General features: G+C 42.2%; 13 protein-coding genes and 8 pseudogenes. 8 read left to right on the top strand and 13 right to left on the bottom strand.

The window, feature by feature from the left end; translation table 11 throughout:
- The first annotated feature begins 124 nt into the window (after positions 1 to 124).
- Positions 125 to 1811: pseudogene (locus PKHYL_RS15900) on the top strand (ATP-binding protein).
- 131 nt (positions 1812 to 1942) lie between these two features.
- A complete protein-coding gene (locus tag PKHYL_RS15895) occupies positions 1943 to 2122 on the top strand; it encodes a hypothetical protein (protein ID WP_058023511.1) in 180 nt (59 codons plus the stop codon).
- A gap of 33 nt (positions 2123 to 2155) precedes the next feature.
- On the opposite strand, the pseudogene PKHYL_RS15890 reads toward PKHYL_RS15895, so the two are convergent.
- Positions 2156 to 3639: pseudogene (locus PKHYL_RS15890) on the bottom strand (ATP-binding protein).
- 435 nt (positions 3640 to 4074) lie between these two features.
- On the opposite strand from PKHYL_RS15890, the gene rpsP reads away from it, so the two are divergent.
- From rpsP to rplS, 4 genes are all read left to right on the top strand, one after another.
- Complete coding sequence (rpsP, locus tag PKHYL_RS15885) at positions 4075 to 4344, top strand: 30S ribosomal protein S16 (RefSeq protein WP_021812802.1); 270 nt, start codon at positions 4075 to 4077, stop codon at positions 4342 to 4344.
- Positions 4345 to 4509: 165 nt separating this feature from the next.
- Positions 4510 to 5043 (top strand): ribosome maturation factor RimM, encoded by a 534-nt coding sequence (rimM, locus tag PKHYL_RS15880; RefSeq protein ID WP_071002809.1) that lies wholly within the window; start codon positions 4510 to 4512, stop codon positions 5041 to 5043.
- Positions 5044 to 5148: 105 nt separating this feature from the next.
- Positions 5149 to 5913: a tRNA (guanosine(37)-N1)-methyltransferase TrmD gene (gene trmD, locus PKHYL_RS15875; protein ID WP_071002810.1), complete on the top strand. Its 765-nt coding sequence runs from the start codon at positions 5149 to 5151 to the stop codon at positions 5911 to 5913.
- Between the two features lie 205 nt (positions 5914 to 6118).
- Entirely contained in the window at positions 6119 to 6538 is a 420-nt protein-coding gene (gene rplS / locus PKHYL_RS15870) for a 50S ribosomal protein L19 (RefSeq protein ID WP_075106449.1), read from the top strand.
- Between the two features lie 272 nt (positions 6539 to 6810).
- Here the strand turns inward: rplS and PKHYL_RS15865 are convergent.
- Positions 6811 to 7372: pseudogene (locus PKHYL_RS15865) on the bottom strand (DUF4442 domain-containing protein).
- A 501-nt stretch (positions 7373 to 7873) separates the two neighbouring features.
- Here PKHYL_RS15865 and PKHYL_RS15860 point away from each other — a divergent pair.
- Positions 7874 to 9401 (top strand): annotated as a pseudogene (locus tag PKHYL_RS15860) (DUF3360 family protein).
- Positions 9402 to 9553: 152 nt separating this feature from the next.
- Positions 9554 to 11396 (top strand): annotated as a pseudogene (uvrC, locus tag PKHYL_RS17845) (excinuclease ABC subunit UvrC).
- Positions 11397 to 11495: 99 nt separating this feature from the next.
- Here the strand turns inward: uvrC and PKHYL_RS15840 are convergent.
- From PKHYL_RS15840 to PKHYL_RS15800, 11 genes and pseudogenes are all read right to left on the bottom strand, one after another.
- A pseudogene (locus PKHYL_RS15840) lies at positions 11496 to 12085 on the bottom strand (dihydrofolate reductase).
- Between the two features lie 80 nt (positions 12086 to 12165).
- Positions 12166 to 12453, bottom strand: a pseudogene (gene thyA / locus PKHYL_RS15835) (thymidylate synthase); the annotation flags it as partial.
- A gap of 301 nt (positions 12454 to 12754) precedes the next feature.
- Positions 12755 to 13033: a hypothetical protein gene (locus PKHYL_RS15830; RefSeq protein WP_240365586.1), complete on the bottom strand. Its 279-nt coding sequence runs from the start codon at positions 13031 to 13033 to the stop codon at positions 12755 to 12757.
- Positions 13034 to 13119: 86 nt separating this feature from the next.
- Complete coding sequence (locus tag PKHYL_RS15825; RefSeq protein WP_240365585.1) at positions 13120 to 14466, bottom strand: restriction endonuclease subunit S; 1347 nt, start codon at positions 14464 to 14466, stop codon at positions 13120 to 13122.
- Between the two features lie 75 nt (positions 14467 to 14541).
- Positions 14542 to 15966: a type I restriction-modification system subunit M gene (locus PKHYL_RS15820; RefSeq protein WP_442966091.1), complete on the bottom strand. Its 1425-nt coding sequence runs from the start codon at positions 15964 to 15966 to the stop codon at positions 14542 to 14544.
- Between the two features lie 107 nt (positions 15967 to 16073).
- Positions 16074 to 18499 (bottom strand): annotated as a pseudogene (gene hsdR, locus PKHYL_RS15815) (EcoAI/FtnUII family type I restriction enzme subunit R).
- A 182-nt stretch (positions 18500 to 18681) separates the two neighbouring features.
- Complete coding sequence (locus PKHYL_RS15810) at positions 18682 to 19656, bottom strand: IS3 family transposase (RefSeq protein WP_442966090.1); 975 nt, start codon at positions 19654 to 19656, stop codon at positions 18682 to 18684.
- A 54-nt stretch (positions 19657 to 19710) separates the two neighbouring features.
- Positions 19711 to 19845 carry a transposase gene (locus tag PKHYL_RS19120; protein ID WP_442966089.1) on the bottom strand — a complete coding sequence of 45 codons (135 nt, stop codon included), beginning with the start codon at positions 19843 to 19845 and terminating at the stop codon, positions 19711 to 19713.
- A 271-nt stretch (positions 19846 to 20116) separates the two neighbouring features.
- Positions 20117 to 22222, bottom strand: a complete 2106-nt coding sequence (locus PKHYL_RS15805) for a hypothetical protein (RefSeq protein ID WP_240365584.1) — start codon at positions 22220 to 22222, stop codon at positions 20117 to 20119.
- The gene (locus tag PKHYL_RS19115; RefSeq protein WP_442966088.1) at positions 22122 to 22457 is read right to left on the bottom strand and encodes an AAA family ATPase; all 336 of its coding nucleotides are present in this window, start codon (positions 22455 to 22457) and stop codon (positions 22122 to 22124) included. Before PKHYL_RS19115 ends, PKHYL_RS15805 begins: the two co-directional genes overlap by 101 nt.
- Complete coding sequence (locus tag PKHYL_RS15800; RefSeq protein WP_240365583.1) at positions 22438 to 23046, bottom strand: hypothetical protein; 609 nt, start codon at positions 23044 to 23046, stop codon at positions 22438 to 22440. Before PKHYL_RS15800 ends, PKHYL_RS19115 begins: the two co-directional genes overlap by 20 nt.
- Positions 23047 to 23051: the final 5 nt, after the last annotated feature.

Here is a 23051-nt window from a genome sequence, read left to right as displayed (position 1 = left end):
AACTTGAGTATATTATTTGGCGTTTAATCATTCTATTCTACAGAGCTTGATATTAGTAATATAGCAGTGCTCATAGGCTATAAGATATCAGCAGTTTTTATTTATTAAGTTGGTCACGGCACGTATGTCATTAGTCTCTTCTTTAAAACACAGTATTTTTGTTCGTATCTATGCTGGACTACTCATAGTCTGTTTGTGCGTAGCATTGTTTGCGCAGTTATTGATGGGTACTATCAATAAGGAGCGTGTACAGTCCTACCGTGAAAACATGGCAATGGGGGCTTTTCATTTGGTGAGCGAAGGTATTTCACCAAAACACTGCAGAAGAGCGTGAATACTGGTTGTCTGATGCAAGTAGTTTGTTCGGGGCAAATTTTAAAATCATACCTATTGATGACATAGATTTTACCGCAAGCGAGCTGAGACGTTTTGAAAATGACAATACCGTTGTGCGTTATGTCGAACAGCCTGTGTATGCAGATGTTTATTATCGCTTGCCGGATAATGAGAATGTCCTAACAGCACGGATATCGGAGGTTACGGAGCAACAAGTCAGAGCAATTGCGGTCTTTTTATTGGACGATTTGTCTTATGAAGTCACCTTGTCTGATAAACGTGCACGCTTGGCCGAACTTGAGGAGAAATTTTCTTTTCCTCTGGCATTTGTGCCTGTTAACACGCTCGATTTAGATTCAGATCAAATGTCACGCCTACGCCGCGATGAAGTGGTCATCTCATTACAAGACCCTAATAGTAGTACCAGTAGCTCGGCCATCAAGATAGTGGTTCCGTCTGAAATCAATGATATGGCAGTCTTGATAGGCCCTGTACCCTTATTTAACTGGTTTCCACTTAATTTGATTATTAGTATGATCCTGATTAGTATGTTTTTAATCAGTTTGGGTGTTTATGCGCTCATTTTCCCACTTGAGCGCAAGCTACAGCTGATTCAAGTTGGTGTTAATGAGGTGAGTAAAGGCAACCTTGATATTCAAGTACAAGTCATTGGTCAAGATGAGATCGCACGTCTATCAGCCACCTTTAACGCAATGACGTCACATATAAAGCGTTTGATTGAGTCGCAACGAGAGCTCACGCGAGCCGTATCACATGAGCTTCGTACGCCAGTTGCTCGTATTCGATTTGCGGTAGATATGCTGGCTGATACTGATGACGAAGATTCACGCTTTATGCAGCGTGACTATATCGATGAAGATATCGAATCACTGAATGGCTTGATTGATGAGATTTTGACTTATGCCAAGCTCGAAGAGGGCTCGCCAAAATTAGATTTAGAACCAGTAAATCTCAGAGAGCTGCTACAGCAGATTGAGCGTGAGACCAATGCACTAGGTAAGCCGATTAAAATAGTGACCAACTTGCCAAATGCGAAAGTAACCGCGATTGCTGATCGACGCTATCTGCACCGTGTGATTCAGAATCTTGCAGGTAATGCTTTACGTTATGCTGAAACTACTATTATCGTGAGTGCTGGTGTTAAGAAGGGCAATGCTTTCGTTAGCGTCGAAGACGACGGTCATGGTATTCCTGAGGCTGATCGTGAAAAAGTATTTATACCGTTTTCGCGCTTGGATGATAGCCGTACACGAGCATCAGGCGGCTACGGCCTAGGTCTGTCTATTGTATCGCGCATTGCCTTTTGGTTTAATGGTAGTATGAAAGTAGATGAGAGCCGAGAACTTGGCGGCGCAAGATTCGTAATGACATGGCCTATCAAACCATTGACACAAGTTTTGGCTGCTGATGAATTGACGCAAGAAAAAAGCGAACGCGATTTTGATACTAAATAACAATGCTGAACAATGATGACAAGTAAAAAGTTGTCATCATTAAACGAACCTGATTACCAATATTTTGATAATCAGGTGTCATGCTTGCAGCAGCTTATTCTAGGATAGTTTGACAATACAGGAGGCAAAGGATGCCATATTTATTTGGTGGCTTGGTGCTATTGAATGCGATTACGCTGGGTTACTACTTGTTTCTAAAGCAGCCATCAACAACCCAAACGCTAAAGACAGCCAAAGAAGAAATTACTCAGCCATTAGCATTTACTAATAGTGCTGAATATATTCCGCCTATCATTGGTAGCAAAGATTAATTTATCCACGCAGGGTTTGTCTGAGCTATAGTGTTAAGAGTTGTCTGCATTCGATGTAATACTATCGACTGTAGATGTGTCATCGACTGCATCAGCAGCCAAAGTATTGTCTCCAGCAACTTTAGAGAGTAGAGGTATACGCACACATACTTGCAACCCACCATCGGGATGATTGATGGCCTCAACTGTGCCATGATGTAATCGTGCAATGCGGTCTACAATGGCTAGTCCTAGACCGCTACCTTGGGTAGTACGTGCGGTCTCCCCACGCTCAAATGGCTGCATGATACGCTCCAATTGATCCTCTGCCACACCGTCACCGCAGTCACGCACACAAATCATCAGTTGCTCTTGTGCTTCTTTATTGACAACGTTCTCACTGACGACATCGCTATCTTCTTCTTCAACCGTTTCTATAAATGTTGGTATCACCGTGGCTGATAGATAAATCGGCGGTTTGCCATAACGATTGGCGTTATTGATCAGGTTGATGATGAGACGCTTGATGGATAAGGGGCGTACAGGAATGACCTTGTGACACTCTGATTGATAAACGAACTTCATGGGTGCGAACTGCACCATGATCTCATTAAATATCGTGTCCAAATTGGTCAAGCTAACTGGCTCATCGGAGCCGTCTTTCATAAATGAGATGAACTGCTCCAAAATCGCATCCATATCCTCAATGTCGTAAATTAGCCCTTCACGAAAAAAATCATCTGGTAGCATCTCAGCAGTCAAACGCATACGAGTTAATGGTGTCCTCAGGTCATGTGAGATACCTGCGAGCATGATGGTTCGCTCTTTTGGGCTTGATTTAATGTTGTAAATAGACGGTTAAATGCCATGTTTACTTGACGTATCTCGGTAGGGCCTTTTTGCGTTGGCAGTGTGGTCGCATGACCCAGACGAATATAGTTAGTCGCTGCACGTTGTAGATAACGTAAAGGGCGGTTCAATTGCCTAGCTAACAAAATAATCGTTAGCAGCGATAAGATAGGCAAACCAATCAAAAACAATATGAGCAATGTTGGGCTGTACTGCGAGTAATAAACCACTGGCTCACGAATCCAGAAACTGTCATCGCGGCTGTCTTGTACCCAAAGCTGCGGTGTTGGTTTGAACTTGAAATAAACTTCGACAGGTCGACCCAGCTGTGCACCAATCTCATACTGAAGTACATCAGTAAAGAAGCTCACAAATGCTTTATCAGCCACCTCTGGAAAGTCACTGGGGTTGTTCACCACCACGACATGAGAATGTTGATACACCCATTGGCGGATATCAGGACGATATTGCCAGTCTTTATTTACACTATTGATTAATCGCAGCTCACTTGTCAAATAACGCGCATGGTTTTTGAGTTCTGGCAGATAAAGACTGCGCCAAAAGAATAAAATCGACAAACTCACACTTATGAGAACAATAAAAGCGACCATCAAGGTTGTCAGCCAAGTATTGGAATAAGAACGTGGCAGCCAACCTTTGCGACGGGGCTTTGAGTTTGGAGTAATCATATAAATCCAGCAGATTAAGAAAATGTCTGATTAAATTTGGTTTTGAGTTAAGCCGCAATTGTATTTTGGAGAAAGAGCGGGTTATTTCTAAACATGGCGGCTGAGAGTAGGGTGTGCCAGTCTACTTCAACACACCATAGAATAGCATAATCGATGAATCTTACTGTGACGCTATTCATTTAAGCAGTTTGTTATGTGCCTCTCAATATTTTAATAATACCAAATCTAAAGCGCGGTATATTTTAGTAACTGATTAAAATAGAGAGTCCTTAATAATTGTATAAAACGTATGGTTATGCTCGATTATGTTTTACATAGACGGGTATTTAAGCTATTGTTAATAAATAATTAAATAAGCACAGTTTATGTTTTCAATAAATCAAGACTGTGATATAATTATGCCCTTTTGGTATACCTGCGAAAGAGAGAATTCACATGGTTGTTATTCGTTTAGCACGGGGCGGTGCCAAGAAACGCCCATTTTATCAAGTAGTTGTTGCTGATCAACGCCGCGCGCGTGACGGTCGCTACATTGAAAACATCGGCTTTTTTAACCCACTCGCTAAAGAGTCTGAAGAAGCAGTACGCCTAAACATGGAAGCGTACAATGCGTGGATCGCAAAAGGTGCACAACCTTCAGATCGCGTTGCTTCATTAGCAAAAGCTTACAACAAGTCTGCAGCACAAACTGAAGCAACTGCTTAAGTTTCCGTTGTTATTGAGTCGCTCGTAGTCTTATTACAAGCTGATTCAGTAGACTTTAGAACACATAGCGTAACTGGTCTGACCAGGGTGCGCCATTAACTGTTTATCGCTTTTGACACAATTGTTTTTGCAATTGCTGTTGTAATCATTGTTAGGTTAGCTGCTATGTCATCCACTCCAAATGCTAGTGATCTCATGAAAATTGGTCAACTCAAGAAGCCTTATGGTATCAAAGGTTGGCTTTGGGTATTTAGCGATACGGATGATCGTACAGCAATATTCGACATGAAGCCGTGGTGGATGAAAACTGCTACTGGCATGAAACCTTTGACTGTGAAAGCTTGGCGTGAGCACGGCACAGGACTTGTGGCTCAATTTGAGCAGATTCCTGATCGCAATGTTGCTGAGACCATGAACGGTGTGACCGTTTGGGTCGAACAAAATGTCTTGCCGGAAACAGCTGAAGACGAATATTATTGGTCGGATTTGGTCGGTATGCGCGTGATGAACGAGCAGAACGAGTATTTAGGCAATATCACTGAAATGTTTGAAACTGGTGCCCACGACATCATGCGCGTGGCAGCCAATTCAGACAGTTTGGATAATGAAGAGCGCCTAATTCCATGGCATAAGCAAACGGTGATAGAAGTCGATACGACTGAAAAAACCGTACTTGTGGCATGGCCAAGTGATTATTAATATTGCCTCTGGTAATATCGCTTCTGGCTTTTTAGTCAGAATTTATTATCAGAATTTATTAATAGTCACACCGATTGTTTTAGCCTCAATGTAAGTAGACATCAGATGTATTTTGCCGTCATTAGTATTTTTCCTGAGATGTTTGCCACGATTCGTGAGTTTGGAATCACGGGACGGGCAGTGACTCAGGAGCAAGTTACGATTGAATGCATTAATCCACGTGATTATACCACTGATAACTATCGCCGTATTGATGAGCGCCCTTATGGTGGCGGTCCTGGGATGGTGATGATGGCTGAGCCATTGTCAAAAGCCATTGAGGATGCACGCTTGCGTGCCAAGGAATACGGTTGCCGTGTCGATAGTGAGCATTGTCCGGTGATTTATATGTCACCGCAAGGGCAAACGCTTAGTGAGAGTAGCGTAGTCGGTATGACTGATTATGATGGCATGATTTTATTATGCGGTCGTTATGAAGGCATCGACGAGCGCCTACTGTCACAATATGTCGATATGGAAGTATCATTGGGCGATTATGTGTTGACTGGTGGTGAGCTACCAGCAATGGTGCTGATGGATAGCGTGATACGTCGTCTACCCGATATCATGGGGGATGACAAGTCAGCGGAGCAAGACTCGTTTGTCGATGGCTTGCTTGACTGTCCGCATTATACCAAGCCGCATGAGTTTGCAGGTATGAGCGTCCCTGAGGTATTACTCTCAGGTCATCATGCCAATATCGCTAAGTGGCGTTTTGCTCAGCAAGTCAGTCGTACGCAAGCGCGTCGTCCGGATTTGTGGCAAGCGTTTACTCCGACGGTAGAGCAAGCGAAGTGGCTTAAAGCACTAGCAAAAGCAGATAAAAAGTAGGTTGTTGATACCTGACTTTATCTTCATTAAGCTTGATAAACAGTTAACAAACAGAATTTTGAGCAATAATAAAACGAGTCATCGCATAGTGGCCGTTGGTTATAACCCATTTATGTTGTATCTCACTATAAAGAGATACAATTAATTATTACAAACAGGTGATATGCGTCAAGCCTCTATTATCTAATGTGAGGAGATAACTCTCATGAGCAACAAGCATCCATTGGTTCAGGTCATCGAAAACGCTCAATTGATCGAGCGCCCAAACTTTGCACCCGGCGATACCGTTGTGGTACAAGTAAAAGTACGTGAAGGTGAGCGTGAGCGTTTACAGGCTTTTGAAGGCGTTGTAATTGCTAAGCGTAACCGTGGTCTAAACTCAGCGTTTACCGTACGTAAAATCTCAAGCGGCGTTGGTGTTGAGCGTGCATTCCAGCTGCACTCACCACTGATCGATAGCATTGAAGTGAAACGCCGCGGTGCTGTTCGCCGTGCGAAACTGTACTACTTACGTGAGCGTTCTGGTAAATCAGCACGTATCCGCGAAAAACTTGCGCCACGTCCAGCTCAGAAAAAGACTGACGCTGGTGTACCTGATGCCGTTGATACTGCACCTGGTATTTAAGCACAAGTTTGCCGTTTTGAGTTGATCGTATTATTTTAGGATTGACTCAAATAAGGTAATAGTAGATACAAGCCCTTATTCATAGGTTTATTTATAAATAAGCGGGCCATACCAAAAGACAAAACCCCAATCTATGCGAATGCTAGATTGGGGTTTTTGTATGCGCGCGCTTATCAATTTAAACTTGCTGAGTGGTTAACTGGATATTCACAGCTGATAGATACTATGCCTTGTCATTAGTCAAAAAGCCTTACCAGTAAAGTAGCCAAAAACTATTCAGTATGGGGTGTTTCAATTCGGCTGGCCTGCTCTTTAGATTTACTGTACTTGCGTAGTCTGATATACAAGGTTTTGGTCACGGTAGCAATGAGCTTTTGCTGGTCGTCTACGATATCGACTTTATATTCACGAAATACAGCTTCACCGTCTTTTGCCAACTCTTGAATGGTAATCACCTCAGCGCTAGGTATTTTCATTCGCGCGGTGACTTTACTGTTACCGGGCGCGATAAAATCAATATGTGAGCTTTTGTCCCAGACCACATAGTTGCTACCTAATTGATGCATCAGCATGAGCATATAGAAGGGATCTACCATGGAGTATAAACTACCACCGAATTGAGTACCGACGATATTTTTTGTTGAGAGTGGTCAGTTCCATGCTGACCACGCATAATCCCTGATCAAGGCTGATGTGGTCGATTTTGATGCCTGAACCGATATAGGGCGCGTAAGTATTGAGTCGCAGCTTTAAAAGATGCGGGGTCAGTAGCGGCATGATACTTTGCTTGGCTCGACGCTTCAAAGTCTCAAAATTGCTGGGTAGCACACTCATAAATCTATCCTGTTGCTTTTATTGATTTTTCAGTGATATGGGTAGCGCTGTTTCTTAGTGCTTGCTATTAGACGATAAACCACAAAGACATTTATCATAGTTAAAAATGACTGCGCTCGCTAGTTTCAAAGCGTAACTAAGCATAGTCTTTATAGTTATCGCAAAGCAATATTTAATATGACTATCTTTAGTATTTAGTTATATGATAAAAAATGTTCAGATGTCAGTTATTCTTAAGAAAATTGGCCTTTAATTTAATTTTATGTCCAAATTAGTGCTGTTTATTCCCAATAGTTTCCTATTAAGTTTGTTATTGTATTCAATGAAAACTTTAATTTATTTTTATAACGATATATGTAGTCTTTTTAATTCACCTTAAATTCGCATTTCCTTATGCCTTAACATACAATGGTTTTCCGCTTATCATGACTGATTGGTCATTTAGCTAACGCCAAACCAAAAAAATATTCAATCAAAACCTAATCGACACAAGGAAATGTGATGAGTAACATTCAGGCCTCATCTTCAGGGTCTAATACGCCGCGACCAAACCCAGCCAATCAAGACAGCGAATTGCAAGGCAGTTATATAGATTTGCATAAGCCAAGCTCAAGCTTCGACAGTCGAGATGCCTATCTTAACCACGAATTGCAAATCATGCAGCCAAAACGCTGGCGTCCCAATCTACCATTTCGTGATTATCGTTTTGAGTATGAAGATACTATCCCAGCGATGGCAGCGACCATCGGTAAAGTGGTCATGGTGGGCGCTATTGCAGCAACTTTTGCAGGACCACTCGGCTTAGGTGATGCGTTTGTTTTAGAAAACGTTCGTTATGAGCTGTTGATTGTCTCGTTCTTTATTATCTTATTTTCTGGATTTCTGCTACCGACAGCCAACCTCGCTGGTACTCATGGGCCACTTATTCCATTGATTCCCATTGTCGTTGCTGCAGGTGGGCATCCAATGGCTTTTGGCCTACTCATTGGGGCTTTTGGCCTGCTGCTTGCTATTAGTAAAGGAGGAAGCTTACTGGCCAATTTAACCAGTAAAGGTGTATGCGGTGGTCTCTTAATTTACTTAGGGTTTATCGGTACGACGTCACAGGTTAAGAACCTTTTGCTTGGGCAGAAGGGGATTGGTATGTCGCACATTGCTTTCTTTATTATTCTAGCGACTATCCTGCTATATGCATTGCTTGAGCATTGGCAAAAGCGCTGGCTTGCGGTTCCGCTCAGTTGCGTGTTAGGTGGCGGTCTTGCTTTTACACTAGGCGCACCTTTTGCGTTCAAAACGGCACCAGGTCTACCGCATATGAACCCAATGTATTGGTGGGGTGAGAATACAGGTTGGATGTTAGGGCTACCGACGATTGAAAGCTTCATTGTGGTATTGCCGTTTGCTATCTTGGCAGTTGCTATGTGGTCACCAGATTTCTTGGGTCATCAGGTATTCCAAAAAATCAGCTACCCTAAGCGTACTGAAAAAGTGCTCATGGACATCGATGACACGATGACCAGCGCTTCATTTCGTCAGGTCGCAGGCTCTGTGCTAGGCGGTGCCAACTTTGCGTCATCTTGGGGAACGTATATTGTCCCTGCAGCGATTGCTAGGCGTCCGATTCCTGCTGGTGCGCTATTGACGGCCTTGTTCTGTATTATCGCAGGTGTTTGGGGCTATCCAATGGATTTGGCCATCTGGCAACCCGTGATGTGCGTGGCATTGATCGTTGGGGTTTTCATCCCACTCTTAGAGGCTGGCATGGAGATGACGCGCGAAGGTAAAACCACGCAGTCTGCTGCTATTGTGGTGTTTGCTTCTGCCTTAGTGAACCCAGCCTTTGGTTGGTCACTCACGCTATTGCTTGATAATTTGGGCTTGATTGGCTCAAAAGAGCGCAGTGCTAATTTGACTAAAAATGAGCCGATGGATCATACCAGGTATTATGTTCGTGGTACTGACTGGCGTGATGGCTATCGTCGGTATGTTGCCAGGTATTCCAGCATTAATGGCAAACTTCCGTCATTAGACCATTGATAATTAGCATATAATCGAACAAACGAAGTCAGCATAAAGCTGGCTTTTTTGTGCGTGCTATCGAGGCAATAATCAGCTTGCAAAACCACGATTCCTGCCCCATAACTAGCAGTATTACTAAGATTTTTAAGAGCAATACATTCTATGGTTACTGTCTCAGAATTGAATCCTGTCGATGACAAAAAGCCCGTCTTAAGCATCTGATCAAGAACTTGCCTAATTTGCCAGGGGTATATAAGATGCTGGGCAAAAACGGCGATATTTTATACGTTGGTAAAGCCAAGTCGCTAAAAAGCCGTGTGAATAGTTACTTTGCCAAGACGATCGATCATCCAAAAACGCGGGCACTGGTGGCACGGATTCATAATATTGAGACCATTATCACGCGTAGTGAGACCGAGGCGTTGTTGCTCGAGCAGAACTTAATTAAAGAGTATCGCCCGCCTTATAACGTCTTGCTACGTGATGATAAGTCGTATCTATACGTGTTTATCTCAGCGGATAAGCCTTATCCACGTTTGGCGTATGGACGCGGCAAAGGCAATCACCAAAAGGTCGTTTCTTTGGCCCATTTCCCTCTGCCCATGCAGCAAAAGAAACGCTGGTGTTGATGCAAAAATGTTTCAAATGCGCCAATGTACCAACACCTTTTTTAAGCAGCGCCAGCGCCCTTGTCTGGAGTATCAGATTAAGCGTTGCCGCGCGCCCTGCGTTGGACTGGTATCGCCGGAAGAGTATGCAGAAGATGTGAATAACACCATTCGCTTTTTGAAGGGCGACTCTAGTGATATTCATAGTACGCTGATCGAGAAAATGGAAGACGCTGCCGAAGCGTTAGATTTTGAAAAGGCGGTATTGTACCGTGATCAATTGTCGATGCTACGCGAAGTGCAGGCAAGGCAAGCTGTCTATACGGTGCAAGGTGAGGCAGATGTGATTGCCATTGCCAGTCAAGCGGGCATGACTTGCGTCAACGTGCTGACCGTGCGCGGTGGTCGCGTGTTAGGCGGTAAAAACTATTTCCCTGATGTGGACAGTAGCGAGCCGCTAGCAGATAACCTATCAGCTTTTATTACCTCGTTTTATTTTCAGGTGACGGACGATCTGCCAGCCGAGATTATATTAAGCCATGAGATTCCTGATCAGGTAGCGGTAAGCGAAGCACTGGCAACGCATTTTGGCAGCAAAGTAGTCATCAAAACCAATGTGCGTGAGCATCGCTCAGAATGGCTGGATTTGGCAACACTCAATACCAGTAATGCCCTAAAGACTAAGCTTGGTGATTATTTAGAGCTGCACGCACGCTTTGGCGCACTAAAAGACGTACTGGCTGAGGTGACTGATCGCACCATTGATCGCATTGAGTGTTTTGATATCTCGCATACCATGGGCGAGGCGACCATTGGTAGCTGCGTCGTATTTGATCAAGGCGGTGCGCGCAGGCGTGATTACCGTCAATATGCCATTCATGATATCCAAGGCGGCGATGACTATGCAGCCATGAAGCAAGTGCTGACAAGGCGATATAAGAAGCAGCCGTTGCCTGATTTGTTGCTGATTGATGGTGGGAAAGGTCAGCTTAATATCGCCAAAGACGTCTTGACCGAGCTGGGTATTTTAAATGACACGTTGCTTGTGAGTGTGGCAAAAGGGAGAAGGGCGCAAGGCGGGTTTAGAAGTATTACATTTTATCGATCATGAGCCGCTGGATCTGCCCATGGACAGCAAGGCGCTGCATTTACTGATGCATATTCGCGATGAGGCGCATCGTTTTGCGATCACCGCGCACCGCAAAAAACGCGACAAGCGCCGCTCCTCATCGGTACTTGAGGTCATTCCAGGTCTGGGTGAAAAACGCCGTCGTGATTTGCTTAATCACTTTGGCGGTATGCAGCAATTGCTTGGCGCGTCACAGCAGGAACTAGCCGGTGTGCAGGGAATTGGCCCTGTACTGGCAAAGACGGTTTATAAAGTATTACATGAATAGCTTGATCTATTGTTTCTACCAGTGATTTGATAACGTCCAAAAAGGGCTGCCGCAGATAATTTAATTTATCTGCGGCAGCCCTTTTGAGTCAATCAAATACTATTGGTCAGTCTTCTCTACCTTATAAGTCACAAATTTAAAGCTCAAATCACTTTTTTCATCGTGCATTTGCTCAGATTCTTCTGCTACTTTGAAGCGATCTGGTAGCTCAGGATAGAACGCATCGCCATCCGTAATATCAGTATCTACGTGGGTCAGCTCAATGCGGTCGGTATACATCAGTGCTTCGCTAAAGACGCGCTCACCGCCAATCACCCAGATCGTCTCCAGATGTAGCCCATGTGCCAAACTTGCGGCATGAGTGAGCGCATCATCTAAATTATGCACCACATGCGCGTATTCATGTCCGACCAGTCCTTGCTGTTCTGCATAGTCCATTTGGGTAGAGATGATAAAGCACACACGCTTTGGTAAAGGCTTGCTACCCATGGATTCAAACGTCTTACGACCCATAATGACGATGCCCTGAATATCGCTACTAGAGGCCGTATTTTGCGAGTCACGTGTGGTCATTTTTTGAAGTGCTGCAGGTCTTGTGAGATATGCCACGGTAGCTCGTTGTTTTTACCGATACAGCGATTGCTACTTATGGCGGCGATTTGGGCAACTTCAGTGTGGGCATAGCTCATAATGGGTCCTTTCTATTATATTTTTAAACGTCTATATTTTTAAATCACAGTCTTATTTATTGTCGTGCACAAGACGTATTTTAAACGGCGACTTTGGCTTTGATGGTCGGATGAGACTCATAGTTATTGACGCTAATATCGTCGTATTCAAAGGCAAAAATATCTTTCACCTCTGGGTTCAGCGTCAATGTTGGCGGTGTATATAGCGAACGTGTCAGTTGTAGCTCAGCCTGCTCGCGGTGGTTTTGGTAAATGTGGCAATCACCACCTGTCCAAACAAACTCACTAACCTCCAGATCACACACTTGCGCGACCATATGTGTCAATAACGCATAACTGGCAATGTTAAAGGGCACACCTATGAAAATTATAACCCCTAATTTATGCACAAGACGCCTAATAATATAGCCTTAACAACTATAATAGCATTGTGCACTTTTAATTCTGCACAATACGACTTATACGTACAAGGTTATTATACCTGATTTTAAAATATCGCTGTTAATAGAAGGTCTTATTTATTTCTTTTAGTTTTACCAAAGCATATAAAACATGATTGCTCTAACACTAAAACTCACCCTAAAGCCCGATCAACCAACGCATCGGTAAGCTGAACTTGCGTCTCTTGGGACTGCTTTAGCTTCTCTTTTAGCTGATCGCAAATAGCCATTAGTTCATCGACTTTAGCAACAATGCGATGTTGTTCTGCAAGAGGTGGTGTTGGTAATAAGATTGAACGACTTTTGTGACTGAAATATTGTCCTGACCAGCTGTTCCTATAAGCGCAATTTTATCAAGAAACATACCTGAAACTAAGTAGGTATAGATAAATTTATTTAGATTCGAAATGAATGGTCTAAACATCACAATGGCCTGATTGCAGTTCCATTCTGGATAGGTATCGGGAATAATAGCTATCTTTCCAAGAGGTGGACCCACGATATTCATTATCACATCTCCTGGGCAAAGCTGAGAGCGCTTCAAACTTGAAGAGTGATAACCTTCCTCAATAAATTGTGGTTGGTATTCAAAATCTATTTTTGGTTTCTTATATTATAAACCTTCAAGTATGGGATACCTGTATCATCTATAAATGAACTCTTAGGTGGCGTTGATCCAGAAGTTATACCATCGCATATATCATCTAATCGACACCATTCCCAACCTAAGGGCAAATCAAATAATCTTTCTTCATCTTCAATAGGTGGTAATGCTTTACGTGGTTTAATCTTCTTCTCTTGAATCAACTGCTCTTTCTCTTCCGCAATCTTTTCTAACAATACTGAAGCAGGTTCGTCATCTGAACTCTGTGAAACTAGCTTACCCATCACTGCCAATTGCAAAACGGTTTGCTTTAGAGCGTCAATGCTTTGCTCGGTCGTAAATAGGCTATCGAAATGCTCGGCAATTCTTGCCCAATTTTGTGCTAGCTCATCAGCGTCCGCACTATCTGTCAACGTGGATAATAATACTTCTACAAGCGTCGCGTGAGCGTCGATACTGGCTTCGGTTTGCTGCTCTAGCTGATCACATAGCAGCATCAGCTCATCGACTTTAGCGACGATGCGGCGTTGTTCTGCTAATGGAGGATATGGAAATGGTTCTTTCCTTAATGTATCAACTGAAACCATATTCTTTTGGGCGGTCCCCTTTAGATCAGACAATGTATCTGTACGCATAAAAAAGGCAGGGAATAAGATTTTAAAATATTCATTTATAAGTGCATTATTATTCAAAGCTATTTTAAGTAAAGCTTGGTTAATGACTCCTCTCTCCATATTTGGTGGGGCTATTGCGACTTTACCAACAGTACCAGAGCAACTAATAATCAAGTCATAAGGCTTAACTTCAAATGCTTTCAGCTCATTAAACTTTGTCTCATCAATATAATATTCTCCACGTGAAAAATCATCGTTTATTGCATGCTGCTGCTCATATACTTTATAGCCAGAATTAACAAAATATGCTTTTTTTAAAGCACTCCCAAAAGGTCCTCTCTTAATTGCATAGTCATCGTGGGCTATCACTTGAGGCATAAATGCCCACGTCCATCCCTGTGGTAAAGTATTCTGCTCAACTCCAGCTTCTTCCAATGACGGCAATGCTTTTTGCTTTTTTATCTTTTTATCTTTGACTAACTGAGATTTTTCTACCGCAATACGTTCAAGTAAAACCGCAGCGGGCTCATCCGTAGGATCTTGTGGAATTAACTTTCCATATACAGCTAACTCCAAGATCAGTTCACGTAATTTAGTAATACCATACAGCTCATACTTTTTACTGCTGCCACGTCCACTAGTCGACTTAGCTAGTATAGCGCTGGTCCAGATATCGATATGTTCAGTGATTAGCTGCTCTGGCTTGCTTATGTCTTTACTCATCTCTAAGCTCGTCTTTACATTCATAGCTACTTGCCCTCTGTCGTGTTAGCAGACAGCGCAGCGCCAGCACGTCTTTTAATTGGCTGCGTAACGTATCGATGCTCTGTTGCTGTTTAGTATAGTCAGCCAGTAGCTTATTAGGATCATAATCAATGACTTCACCTTGGTAGGGGTTGGAGATATCGAGGTTATAGTTACGCTCGATGACTTCATCAATGCTGACCTTCCAAGCCTGATTGTTTTCGATACGACTGGTAAAACCATCAGATTCATCACCCACCAATCAATCTCTGTTTGAAACTCTTCGAACTTCATTGGTTTGGTTTTGCTATAGTTTTTGACGCCTTCAGGATAAGGATGCTCATAAAACCAAATATCTTTGGTTGGCTGACCTTTGGTAAAGAAGAGAATATTGGTTTTAATGCTTGTATAGGGGTTAAACACACCATTTGGCAGGCGCACGATGGTGTGCAGATTACATTCTTCTGTCAGCATTTTCTTTAGCTTAGTTTTTACCCCTTCACCAAACAAGGTGCCATCAGGCAACACAACAGCAGCACGACCTTTATCTTTCAAGACCTCGATGATTAATTGTAAAAACAAATCTGCCGTTTCGCGTGTTTGGAGCTCAGCAGGGAAGTTCTTTTCTATACCATGCTCTTCAGTGCCGCCAAAAGGTGGGTTGGTTACGATGACATCAATATCACTGTCCCAGCTCGATAGCGGCTTATTTAGGGTGTTATCGTGACGTATCTGTACGGGTACTTCGATGCCATGCAGCATCATATTGGTCGTGCAAAGCAAATGTGGCAGTTGTTTCTTTTCAAACCCTAAAATCTGCTGCTGTGGTACTTGGTGATCTTCAGCAGTTGCAACATAGTTGTTTTTGACATGATCAAACGAACAGGCCAAAAATCCACCTGTACCACAGGCTGGATCCATAATGCGCTCACCCAGCTTTGGATCGACACGGTCAACGATGAAGCGCGTCACGGCACGAGGGGTATAGAACTCACCTGCATTACCCGCACTCTGTAAATCACGTAGCAGTTGCTCATAAATATCACCAAACAGATGGCGCTCATCTGAACGATTGAAGTCCACTTCATTGAGCTTGTTAATTACTTGGCGTAGCAGCGTGCCGTTTTTCATATAGTTGTAGGCATCGCTCAAACCTTGACGCACCACAAAGCCACGTGGGTTAGTATCTACTGGCGCTGTCAGGTTTTTTAGCTCAACGAATATTTCATCGTTTACGAACTCTAGTAACTCATCACCAGTGATACCTTCGGGATCAGCCGCCCAATTACGCCAAAGGTATTGCTCAGGGATGGGGGTCTTATAGTTTTCTTGTTCGAACTCAAGCGCTTCTTCTTGTGCATCAAATATTTTGAGAAACAATAGCCATGACAATTGGCTTAAACGTTGGGCATCACCATCGACACCAGCATCTTGACGCATGATATCTTGAATAGACTTAATAACCGAACTGATTGACATGTAGTTTCTCTTTTTAATAAACGATAGGTTTTAATAAACAGTATGAATAAAACAAGCCTCAATAAGAGGCTTAGATATATGGATTGTAGCTAATTTTTTCTAGTTACTTAAGCTTGTTTGGGTGGCGGTGCCCAATAGATTTCGTTTTCAAGATCACTGATGGCTTGCTGATAGTCTTTTTTGCTACCAAAGCCTTCTCTGACAATTTCCATCGGGCTACCTAGCTGATCAAGTGGTTTTACTTTAAGCACGTTCAAGCTTTCGATCTCTTCTACACCCGCATCAGCATATTTATCGAGCAAGGCATTCAGTACTTTTTGAGCGGTATCTGAGTATTTAGTAAAGTAATTGCGCTTTTTGACTTCATCCGCACGTTCACGACGGGTCAAGGGCGGTTGGTCATAAACCACATGACAAATCAGGTCGAAGGGGTCCATATCTGACCCGATCTCTTCCTGCAATACTTCCCAAATAATACCAGCATTTGCCAGCTCATCAATGATGGTTTGTTTACGCTCAGTTTCGTTCCAACGCTTTATAAACTCATCCAAACTAGCGAACTGCTTGCTGAAGGTTTTGCGAGTATAGTCCTGAAATGACTCGGTGACTAGCTTACCGTCAGTATCATAATACTGGATACGCTGCGCCATGACTTGGACAGCTACACCTTTCACATGGTATTTTTTCGCGGGTTCACTGACACCTATGTCATCACCCATACCAGCCCCTAAATCAAAGCCGCTATCATCACTCTGGTTTGTATAGGCTGGGTCAGTGCCATTGACAATATCTAATTCTGCGTCTGACTCTCCATCTACCACTTCGTCAAGCTCGTCGCTGCCTTCATTAATCTGCGATGGCGTCACAGTCATGATACGTTCAGGAACACCATCAAAGCGCTCATCTGCGAATAGCTCAGTTGCTTTTTTGAAGTCGAGAATCGTAAACCATAGCTTGCCGTATTTATCATTGATACGGGTGCCACGGCCGATAATCTGCTTAAACTTAGTCATCGATTTGATGTTTTGATCTAACACGATGAGCTTACAGGTTTGAGCATCGACGCCTGTTGTCATCAGCTCTGAGGTCGTCGCTATCACAGGATAAGGTTTTTTGGATTGATAAAGTTATCAAGCTGCGCTTTGCCTAACTCATCATCGCCCGTGATTTTCATAACATACTTTTCGTTCTTTTTGACTTGCTCTGGGTTGCAGTTAATCAAAGCACGGCGCATCCGCTCTGCATGATCAATATCATTACAGAATACAATGGTTTTGGCCATGGGGTCAGTGCGCTGAAGGTAGCTAGTGATGGTCTGTGCCACCAACTCAGTACGCTCATCAATCACCAAACTACGATCAAAATCTTTCTGATTATAGATACGATCCTCAATCAGTTGACCATGCTTATCTGTCTGTCCTTTCGTTGGACGCCAGCCTTGCATATCAATATCGATATCAACCCGAACCACTTTATAGGGCGCTAAAAATCCATCTTCGATACCTTGCTTTAAGGTATAAGTATAAAGAGGGTCGCCAAAGTAATAAGAATTAGATACCTCTTCAGTCTCTTTAGGGGTCGCTGTCAAACCGACCTGCGTAGCGCTATTAAAGTATTCCAATATCTCACGCCAAGCACTGTTTTCAGCAGCGCTGCCTCTGTGGCACTCGTCAATGACAATTAGGTCAAAGAAGTCTGGTGCAACCTGTTTAAAGGCTTTCTGATGCTCTTCTGGGCCTGTTAACGCTTGATATAAGCCAAGATGAATCTCAAAGGCAGGATCAACCGTACGACCTTCTATTTTGGTCATCGCAGTGCCAAAAGGCTGAAAGTCATTAACGCGAGTTTGATCGACTAAAATATTGCGGTCAGCTAAAAACAAAATGCGCTTTTTTTCTCTCGCTTTCCACAGACGCCAAATGATTTGAAAGGCAGTGTAGGTTTTGCCCGTTCCTGTTGCCATCACGAGCAGGATACGATTCTGTCCGCAAGCAATGGCCTCTATGGTCTTATTGATGGCTTGTAGCTGATAGTAGCGTGGTGACTTACCACTGCCATCATCATGATAGTCTTGAGTGATGATAGGCAACTGAGCTTGCGTATAGCCTTTCCACTGACAATACTTATCCCATAGCTCAGCTGGTGTTGGGAAGTCTGATAGTGAAATCTCTGTTTCGAGGATAGTGCTATTGGTTTTATCATGAAAAATAAAGCCATCACCATTAGATGAAAATACAAACGGTACTTCGAGCAGCCCAGCATAATCAAGCGCTTGCTGCATACCTTTACCAATAGAGTGTTTATTAGCTTTGGCCTCGATAACAGCAAGCGGCAGATTAGGCTTGTGATATAAAACAATGTCAGCAGACTTGACTGTTTTACGTACTGCCATTTGACCGCGAACGATAACCTTACCATCACGAAGCTTAACCTCTTCACGAATTTGGGTCATGTCATCCCAGCCTGAACCGATAACGGCAGGTAGAATGAACTTACTGATAATGTCCGCTTCGGATAATTCTAATTTGTTGATACCAGCCATGGCAGTACGTTTCCTATATAGCTAGCGTTAGTGATAGCCTATACTCTAACATATGTTGTGTATTAATAGCCTATTAGGATTGAACCGCTCATATCAGGAAATCGATGCAATTATTAAATTGTAAAAGTGACCCCTGCCGTCAAATCCGTACACATAAACTTGGGAGATTTTAATTACGCAGCCTGACGATAATAATCAAACCACACCTGTCTTGGCGATTGATAGCCCAAACCCTTTTGAATCCTCGTCTGATTGTGGTACAGCTCGATATAACTGATAATATCATTGATGGCTGTGAACCTTGTTTTATAGTCTTGATGATATACTAATTCATTCTTTAATACGCCCCAGAAGCTTTCTATCGGAGCGTTATCGAAACAGTTGCCTTTGCCGCTCATTGAGCCTATAAATTGATGCTGCTTAATGGTCTTGTGGTAGGCGTGACTGCAATACTGGCTGCCTCTGTCAGAGTGAACGATTAGCCCTTTGTTTGGACGTTTATTCTTGATGGCCATATTTAGTGCTTTGCAAACTAAATCTGCGGTCATACGCTTGTTAATAGCGTAACCGACCAGCTCTTTGGTGTATAAGTCTTTGACCCCTGCTAAGTACAGCCAACCCTCATTCGTCCAGATATAGGTGATGTCGCTGACCCACGACTCGTTAGGGCGCTTAGCATCAAACTTCTGATCCAGTACGTTTGGATAGACCAGCTTGTTGTGATTGGAGTCGGTGGTGACTTTAAAGCGCTTATGACTACGACATTTAATGCCGTGTTGCTCTTTGATGCTTCTTATCATATACAGGCTAATGTTATGGCCTTGCTCGCTTAGATGAGCATGCAGTCGATCTGCGCCATAACGTTCTTTCGTTTCATTGTGAGCCGCTTTAACCAGTAATTCAGATTGGTTGCGATGTATCTGTTGGTCGCTGAGATCACGACTTAGCCAGTCGTAATAGCTTGATGGCTTAACCCTTAACACACGGCACATAGTGATGATGCGAAAGAGGACTGGTTGTCTTTGATAAAGGCGTACCTGACTAACTGTTTCTCGCGAAGTACGCCGTCGCCTTTTTAGAATTTCGCGCTCCTCTTCGGCTACTTTAAGCTGCCGCTTGAGCTGCTTTATTTCTTGAAGAGCACTCATAAGATCAGGATCATATTGTTCTGTGCCAATAAGCTTGCCTTGATTGGCTTTGTTCTACCAGTTCGATAACGTTTGCATCGCTATGCCAAGTTGCTTGGCTGTGGCTGAAACATTACCGTTATTGTCTGCTATCTTCTTAACGGCTTCTGCTTTAAATTCGTCACTGTAGGTTCTTACTTTCTTGGTCATGGTAAACTCCGATTAATACGCTTAGTTTACCAAGTTTACCTCTACGGTTTCTTCAGCATAGCTCAAAGACTGTATGACTCACCCATTGAAGACGTCGCTTACTTGGTTAGAACAATTTTTTTATAGCGATCACCTAGGAACTCAAATTTTTTCTCAAAGAGGGCTGCAAGCTTTGAGTCGGCTGTAGCAAAAAAAATCTGCTTATTAGTTTCAATCGCTAGATCTCTTAAATAATCTATAAACGAGAGAGCATTTAAATCATCTATATGAGCTATAGGGTCATCAATAAGAATGATTGGAGGGCACTTTCTGCACTTAGATTAAGAGCAAGAAAAATAGATAGTGCAAATGCTGCTCTTTGACCAGTGCTTACTTGATTTATACCGTGGTTTGTTCCTGAGCGACTAACTAGCAGTGTTTCACTCTGAAAGTCCCCAAGTGTATATTCAATTGGGGCATGAACTCTTGAGAATATACTACTCACATGTGTACGAATAGACTCAAGAGATTTTTGTGTTGCTTTTTCAAGAGAGTAATCTTGTATTATATGGTCAAGTAAAACTTTTGCCTTCTCTAAATTATCCCGATTTAAAGAATATTTATATAGCTGTTCGGTAGATTTGCTCAGCTCTTCCATTTTCTTAACTAACTCTGTTTTCGCTACTACTTCATTTTGAAAAGCATAATAAGCGCGGTCAAAATCATTTAAAATTTGCTCTAGAGATAGTATGATTTCCTCGAAAGAGTCTTTACTATCTAAATCAATCTGCTGTTCGGCTGCTTGTAAAAAATTAATCGAGCTTTCAAGGTTGTCGGCTATTTCTTTCACATTTGATAACAGTCCTATTGGAGTAATACTTAAGTCATTTGGAACAATTATAGGCGCAGAACCATGCAAAGATTTCTCAGTTATTTCTTTCAAATTAAGCCTAAGATTTGAGAGTTCTTTGAACGTTATCTCAATATTTTTATTTAATAGAAGTATATGTTTATTAACATCTTCCAAAGAAGAGACGTGACCATTTTTACCTAAAACTATAGTTGCAGCATGGCGAATCTCATCATATTTACTCCAGTCTATGCCAAGCAAGCTTAGCGATTCAAATTTGGACTCAAGACTTGATAATTCTTCATTAAGAACAGAAATATCATGATATTTTGATAATAGTAATTCCTGAATATCACCTACAACAAGCTTGCTAGAGAGCATATTTGTATCGGCAAAACGTTTCAAAGCCTCTAAAGACTTGATTTCATTTCTTTCTTGTTGTGCATACATTTTCGCCGACTTAACAGATTGGCGTAATGTTTCGGTAGTCGATGACACCTCTGCTAAAGTAAGCTTTTCAATCTTTTGTAATAATTCATTTTCTTTATGAAATGTCATACATACAGGACAGTGATTTGGATCTCCTGTACGATCTATAATGGAGATTACTGCAGAACGCAGATCACTACGTAATGCGTCTACTGATTCCTCTAGTCCTTCTATTTGCTCAAGACTATTGATAAAAGAAGCTTCTTCTTGTGTTGCACGTTTCAAATTATCAGTTGCAGCTTGCAAAGCATCACTAATAGAATGTAACTCATACTTTTCAGACAGTTCATATACATCATCAATAAATATGTCACCGATGGTTTTACGCACTACTGAAAGAGCTTTGGTTTTTTGAGCTATGGATTCATGAACTATCGGAGCACCATTCTCGCAATATGTCATCCAGCTTCTGAGTAGATGAAGGTCAGATTTATATTTACTCATCAGCGCTTCAGTATCTATAGTTTTTTTTCTTATAGCATTAAACTCTTTGACACTATCATTTAAAGTATTGATAGTTTCCATAACCAATATTTTGTGGTCTTGCAGCAATCGTTTTGTAACTGATGTAGATTGGACAACCGAAATAGCACTCCTAAAGCCTCTCAATAAGTACTCTAAGTCAGTTCTTTCGGACAAATTAATAGATGTTGATTTTTCTACTAGATCCCATTTGATACCAATGGCTTGCAAACCTGCTTGATATGTTTTAATTAGAGTGGCTGATTCAGAGGGTGACTCTTTTAAACGCTTTAGTTCACGACCTAAATAATCCGTTTCTTTTAAAAGAAATGGAATTTGTTTGCAAGCTTCAGAATATTTATCGGCTATATCGCTGTTTATCTTTTTAATATATGTCCATAGGGATGAAGCTTCAGGCCCAACCAATAAAAGGCTAAGATCTTCCTTTATATCCTCAGCATTATTATCACTTGCGAGTCTAAAAGCGGCGTCTGTATCAAGGGAAGTTGAATCTAGTAAATGAGTTTGTAATCGCACTTGATAGCTGATTAGATCGGCCATACCAACTGAGATTACGTTCTTTGATAACTGAAGCAATAGTTGTAGTCTTAACATTAACTAGAGAGCCATTCGGCATTTCTAAACAACCCTGTATCCCACTAATATTTGCATCAGAATCTCTCCGTATTCGACCACAATAAAGACCCTCTATTGATTCGAGTAGAGAGGTTTTACCTGCACCGTTTTGACCAAATATCAGGTTTACATTGCTAAATGAGAATTTGCTATCATTTATTGCTGGCCTAAAACCATTAATCTGTAAATGATGCAAAAACCCCTGTTCCCAATGGATCTTGGTCGAAATTTAAAACTGATTTATCTACTGGACTATTATCTAAAACGAATGCCTCTCCAGAACTTATAAGTTCAATAACTCGAGTACGTGGACGCTTCTCCAGTATTATGCCAAGTGAAGCAGAAGTTAACAACTCTCCCCATCGAACACTAGCATCTTCGCTAATATGCGGTTGCGACGTTTGGCTACTTATACTACAAAGATGTCCTGAGAGTTCATCTGCTGAAAGGACAAACTTCCGAGCAAAGTGTCTATCCTTTTCGATAGAAGACTTCGCTTCAGAAAATTTACTATCTTTTTTTGATTTTGGACCTGCCCAAAAATACAAATAGTTATTCCAACGTCTATCAACATTTACTTTGAAGAAGTCAGCTCCTAACAAACCTTCTTGGAAATCGTGCAAATTATTAGCACGTTTTACTACATCATCTGAAATATCAAAGTAAACTGTGGCGAAAACTTTTCCTGAATAAGACCGCTCACATCGGAATAAACCCTTACCTAAATCTTGGATGCTTGAAAATTGTTTTTTTATTATTTCAAGTACTGTGGTTACATCATTCATTTTTA

It is taken from the genome of Psychrobacter sp. KH172YL61 (genome assembly GCF_007182895.1).
Classification (GTDB): Bacteria; Pseudomonadota; Gammaproteobacteria; order Pseudomonadales; family Moraxellaceae; genus Psychrobacter; species Psychrobacter pacificensis.
Note: the sequence above shows the minus strand (reverse complement) of the source record. Positions and strands in the feature narration are given on the sequence as shown.

Bases quoted from the DNA above. Each gene is read 5' to 3' on its own strand.
- PKHYL_RS15895 (WP_058023511.1), top strand. From the start codon at position 1,943: ATGCCATATTTATTTGGTGGCTTGGTGCTATTGAATGCGATTACGCTG.
- rpsP (WP_021812802.1), top strand. From the start codon at position 4,075: ATGGTTGTTATTCGTTTAGCACGGGGCGGTGCCAAGAAACGCCCATTT.
- rimM (WP_071002809.1), top strand. From the start codon at position 4,510: ATGTCATCCACTCCAAATGCTAGTGATCTCATGAAAATTGGTCAACTC.
- trmD (WP_071002810.1), top strand. From the start codon at position 5,149: ATGTATTTTGCCGTCATTAGTATTTTTCCTGAGATGTTTGCCACGATT.
- rplS (WP_075106449.1), top strand. From the start codon at position 6,119: ATGAGCAACAAGCATCCATTGGTTCAGGTCATCGAAAACGCTCAATTG.
- PKHYL_RS15830 (WP_240365586.1), bottom strand. From the start codon at position 13,033: ATGAATATCGTGGGTCCACCTCTTGGAAAGATAGCTATTATTCCCGAT.
- PKHYL_RS15825 (WP_240365585.1), bottom strand. From the start codon at position 14,466: ATGAGTAAAGACATAAGCAAGCCAGAGCAGCTAATCACTGAACATATC.
- PKHYL_RS15820 (WP_442966091.1), bottom strand. From the start codon at position 15,966: ATGTCAATCAGTTCGGTTATTAAGTCTATTCAAGATATCATGCGTCAA.
- PKHYL_RS15810 (WP_442966090.1), bottom strand. From the start codon at position 19,656: ATGAGTGCTCTTCAAGAAATAAAGCAGCTCAAGCGGCAGCTTAAAGTA.
- PKHYL_RS19120 (WP_442966089.1), bottom strand. From the start codon at position 19,845: ATGACCAAGAAAGTAAGAACCTACAGTGACGAATTTAAAGCAGAAGCC.
- PKHYL_RS15800 (WP_240365583.1), bottom strand. From the start codon at position 23,046: ATGAATGATGTAACCACAGTACTTGAAATAATAAAAAAACAATTTTCA.